This window comes from Nocardia sp. NPDC059764 (assembly GCF_042732555.1).
Classification (GTDB): domain Bacteria; phylum Actinomycetota; class Actinomycetes; order Mycobacteriales; family Mycobacteriaceae; genus Nocardia.
Genome location: NZ_JBHWHH010000311.1, coordinates 1 through 3,681, shown reverse-complemented (window position 1 = coordinate 3,681; position 3,681 = coordinate 1). Strand labels below are relative to the sequence as shown.

Below are 3,681 nucleotides of genomic sequence, written 5' to 3'. Positions count from 1 at the left end.
GTGTGGCGGTGCCCCGTTTCGTCGTGTGTCAGAGCCGAATCCGGGTCGGTGATCGCGACCCGGACAGCTCGGTGAACGGCCTCTACCGCTCGGTCAGTTCAGGCCCAGCTGCTGCATGGCCGAGCCCTCCGCGCCGCGGCGCGGCTCGGTCGGGGCCTGCTCGGGCTGGAAGGCCGGGCCGCCCTGCATGGCGTCCATCTGGGCCTGCATGGCCTGCTGCTGCGCCGCCAGCTGCTGCTGGTGGGCGGCGGCCAACTGGTCGGCCAGCTCCTGGGGTAGGACCACGGGGAGGGGTTCGCGGACCGGTAGCGGCTCGTCGCCGCGGCGGACCACGGTCTCGCTCATGACCGCGCGAGCAGCCGCGACGAGCGGCGTGTTCTCATCCGCCGCGCCGGTCGGACCGGCGGCGACGAGGCGAACCATCCAGCGGTGACCGTCCACGCCGATGAACCGCAGATCCGCGCCCTGGGTGATGGCGTGCAGCTCGCGGCCCCACGGACCCTGCACCACCGACACCTGCGCGCCGTCCTTGCGCAGCGTCTCCGCCAGATCGGCTGCCACCGAGCGCCATTGGCCCGCCGACTTGGGCGCCGCGTAGGCCGCCACCGTGATGCGGCCGTGCTGGGTGGCCAGGTGCACCGCCTGCGGGGTGCCGTCGGGGGTCATCTCGACCTGCAGCTGCCCGCCCGGCGGCACCGGCACGATGACCGAGCCCAGGTCCAGGCGCTGTTCGGCGATGGCCTCGAGCCGGTCGGCGACGTCCTCGTAGTCGTACGGGCCGATCTCGGGGCCGCGCGCGGGCGCCGGCTCGTCGTCGTATTCGTCTGCCGCGTCGGCGGTTTCGTCGTACTCGTCCTCGTACTCGTCGTACTCGGTGTACTCGTCGTCGTACTGCGGCGCGTCGCCTCTGTCGCCGCCCTTGCTCTTCTTGCGTCCGAACACCATCGTCATGCCTCCTTGCCGGTCGCCTGACCCGCCCCACCGGACTGCGCGAGGCTGGCATGCCCACCGCTGGATCCGTATCCTCCCGCGCCGCGCGCGGTGTCGTCGAGCTCGTCCACCTCGACGAAGTCCACCAATTCGACCTTCTGCACCAACAATTGTGCGATGCGGTCACCCCGCCGGAGCTCGATCGCGGTGCGCGGATCATGGTTGATCAGGCACACCTTGATCTCGCCGCGGTAACCCGCGTCGACCGTGCCGGGGGTGTTGACGACCGACAGGCCCGCCTTGGCCGCCAGCCCGGAGCGCGGATGGATCAGGCCCACCGTGCCGATCGGGAGGGCCACCGCGATGCCGGTACCGACCAGCACCCGCTCCCCCGGTTCGATGATGACGTCCTCGGTGGTGCACAGGTCCACGCCCGCGTCGCCCTCGTGAGCACGCGTCGGTACGGGGATGCCGGGATCGAGCCGCAGCAGGGGAATAGGTGGAATACCGGTCACGTGCGCCGAGCCTACGCGTTCGACCGCTCAGCCATTGACCTAGTCTGAGGTCGTGTCCGACCAGCCCCCTCAGGTGAAACCTCAGCCGCAGACCAAGCCCCTCTACACCGAGCGCCTCTGGGTGCCGCTGTGGTGGTGGCCGGCCGCGCTCGTCGTGACCGGGCTGCTGGCAGCCGAAATCCATATGGGCGCACCGGGAGTGCGGGCCTGGCTGCCCTACGTGCTGTTGTTCCCCGTCGCGGCGTGGGTGCTGCTGTGGTTCTCGCGCCATCGCCTGGAAGTGGCCCCGGACGCGGACGGCGTCCCGGAACTGCGCACCGGCCGTGCGCATTTGCCCGCGACCTTCGTCAGGCGGGCGGCGCCGGTTCCGACCAGCGCGAAGAGTGCGGCGTTGGGCCGGCAACTCGACCCCGCCGCCTTCGTCCAGCATCGGGCCTGGATCGGGCCCATGGTGTTGCTCGTCCTCGACGATCCCGAGGATCCGACGCCGTACTGGCTGGTCAGCACGCGTCATCCGGAACGGGTGATCGCAGCGCTCGGCCTGGAGAACGCGGCCGAATCGGCCTGATCCCCTTCGATCACATTTCCTGAGAAGTACTGCGCGATCCGGCCCGGCCCACGCTCGGCGAACCGAGCGCGGGCTGGCCGGACACGCTCTGAGGGACCGAGCCTTAGGCGGCGCAGTCCATGCAGATCAGCTGACCGCCGGCCTCGCTGGCCAGACGGCTGCGGTGGTGCACCAGGAAGCAGCTCGAACACGTGAATTCGTCCGCCTGCTTCGGGATGACCCGGACCGAGAGCACTTCCTCGGAAAGGTCCGCGCCGGGAAGCTCGAACGACTCCGCGGTATCGGATTCGTCGATATCCACGACGGCGGACGCGGCTTCGTTGCGGCGAGCCTTCAGCTCCTCCAGCGAGTCCTCCGAAACGTCGTCGGATTCATTGCGCCGCGGTGCGTCATAGTCGGTTGCCATGTCGTCTTCCCCTCGTCCTCACTCCGTATATCCCGGACCGGCACCTGTCCGACCGCCTCCTGCCGGAGCCTGATCGGGCCGTGGTACCGCCCCGCCCGTGGTGTACGTCACGCGTACACCGGTCACAGATCCGGGCCGGATAGTTCCTCATCCGCACCGGATCGCGCTCGGTCAACGCAGGACATGCCCTTGTTGTTCCCGAAATCGAACCCCAGATTCACCTGGGTTGTACGATCTGGGCCGCCAGACAATAGCGGACCCCGGGACCAAAGTCGCAATCAAAACCCGCGCGAGTTGAAACTGAGGGGCAATCGTCACCGGCGAGGGAACTGTCCGAGATCTTCCGCATCGCCTCGAGACCTTCCCTCCACCTCCCCGACACCCCCGCGCGCCACACCGGTGCCCGACTTGCCGCAGCCGTTCACGCGACATTCCCGACGTTTTCGTAGAGTGTGGGCGTGGTTTCACTGATCACCCAAGGTAAAGCGACCGATCCGAGCGGGCGGAACTTCATTCGCCGACGCTGGGAGCCCTGGGCCGCCATGGTCGGCGTCATCGCCCTGATCTGCGTCGTCGTGTGGTTCAAGGCACTGACGACGAGCGAGGGTGACCAGGGCGCGATGGCCTGCAACTCCCCCAGCCCGGCTTCGAGCACCTCCGCGGCCAAGCCCGCGCCGCTCGGCGAACGGGTCGGCAACTCGCGGCTGCGCGATGTCCAGCCCGCCGCGCTCGCCGCCTCCAAGGTGCGGGTGTTCAATGCCAACGGACAGCGCGGCCAGGCCGCGCATGTGGCCTCCCAGCTGGGCGATCTCGGTTTCGCCAGCGCCCCGGACGTGCAGATCGGCAATGACCCGGTCTACGTGAACGGCGACCTGGAGTGCACCGGGCAGATCCGCTTCGGCGTGAAGGGCCGGCCCGCCGCGGCCGCGGTCCAGCTGGTGGTGCCGTGCGCCGAGCTGATCGAGGATCAGCGCCAGGACGAGACCGTGGACATGGTGCTGGGCTCGCTGTTCCGCGACATCCGGCCCAGTACCGATGCCGAAGAGGTGCTGCGGGCGCTGAAGAACCCGACGCCGGGCACCGCGCCCGCGGTGGACCCGAAACTGCTCGACGCCGCGCGCCACGCGAAGTGTTGAGAATCTCTTTCGCGACGGCGCGGCTCTGACCGTTCGCGCCGTCCGCGAAACTCGTGCCGTCACAGTCGAATAGCTGCCCCGGGGCCCGATGCCCCGGGACGAATCGATCGCCGCGACCTCCTGGGT

Annotated in this window: 5 protein-coding genes; 2 read left to right on the top strand and 3 right to left on the bottom strand. The window is 69.2% G+C overall.

All coding sequences use genetic code 11. The features are described 5' to 3' along the window. Positions 1-93 precede the first annotated feature (93 nt). Positions 94-942, bottom strand: a complete 849-nt coding sequence (locus ACFV4K_RS35050; RefSeq protein WP_379280595.1) for a DUF3710 domain-containing protein — start codon at positions 940-942, stop codon at positions 94-96. 5 nt (positions 943-947) lie between these two features. After that, positions 948-1,445 carry a dUTP diphosphatase gene (dut, locus tag ACFV4K_RS35045; protein ID WP_379280594.1) on the bottom strand — a complete coding sequence of 166 codons (498 nt, stop codon included), beginning with the start codon at positions 1,443-1,445 and terminating at the stop codon, positions 948-950. Between the two features lie 52 nt (positions 1,446-1,497). Between dut and ACFV4K_RS35040 the strand changes: the two genes are divergently transcribed. Further along, positions 1,498-2,013 carry a DUF3093 domain-containing protein gene (locus ACFV4K_RS35040; protein WP_379280593.1) on the top strand — a complete coding sequence of 172 codons (516 nt, stop codon included), beginning with the start codon at positions 1,498-1,500 and terminating at the stop codon, positions 2,011-2,013. Positions 2,014-2,116: 103 nt separating this feature from the next. Here the strand turns inward: ACFV4K_RS35040 and ACFV4K_RS35035 are convergent, their stop codons facing one another. Then, the gene (locus tag ACFV4K_RS35035; RefSeq protein WP_040859007.1) at positions 2,117-2,419 is read right to left on the bottom strand and encodes a DUF4193 domain-containing protein; all 303 of its coding nucleotides are present in this window, start codon (positions 2,417-2,419) and stop codon (positions 2,117-2,119) included. 458 nt (positions 2,420-2,877) lie between these two features. On the opposite strand from ACFV4K_RS35035, the gene cei reads away from it, so the two are divergent. Next, positions 2,878-3,555 carry an envelope integrity protein Cei gene (gene cei / locus ACFV4K_RS35030; protein ID WP_379280592.1) on the top strand — a complete coding sequence of 226 codons (678 nt, stop codon included), beginning with the start codon at positions 2,878-2,880 and terminating at the stop codon, positions 3,553-3,555. Positions 3,556-3,681 lie beyond the last annotated feature (126 nt).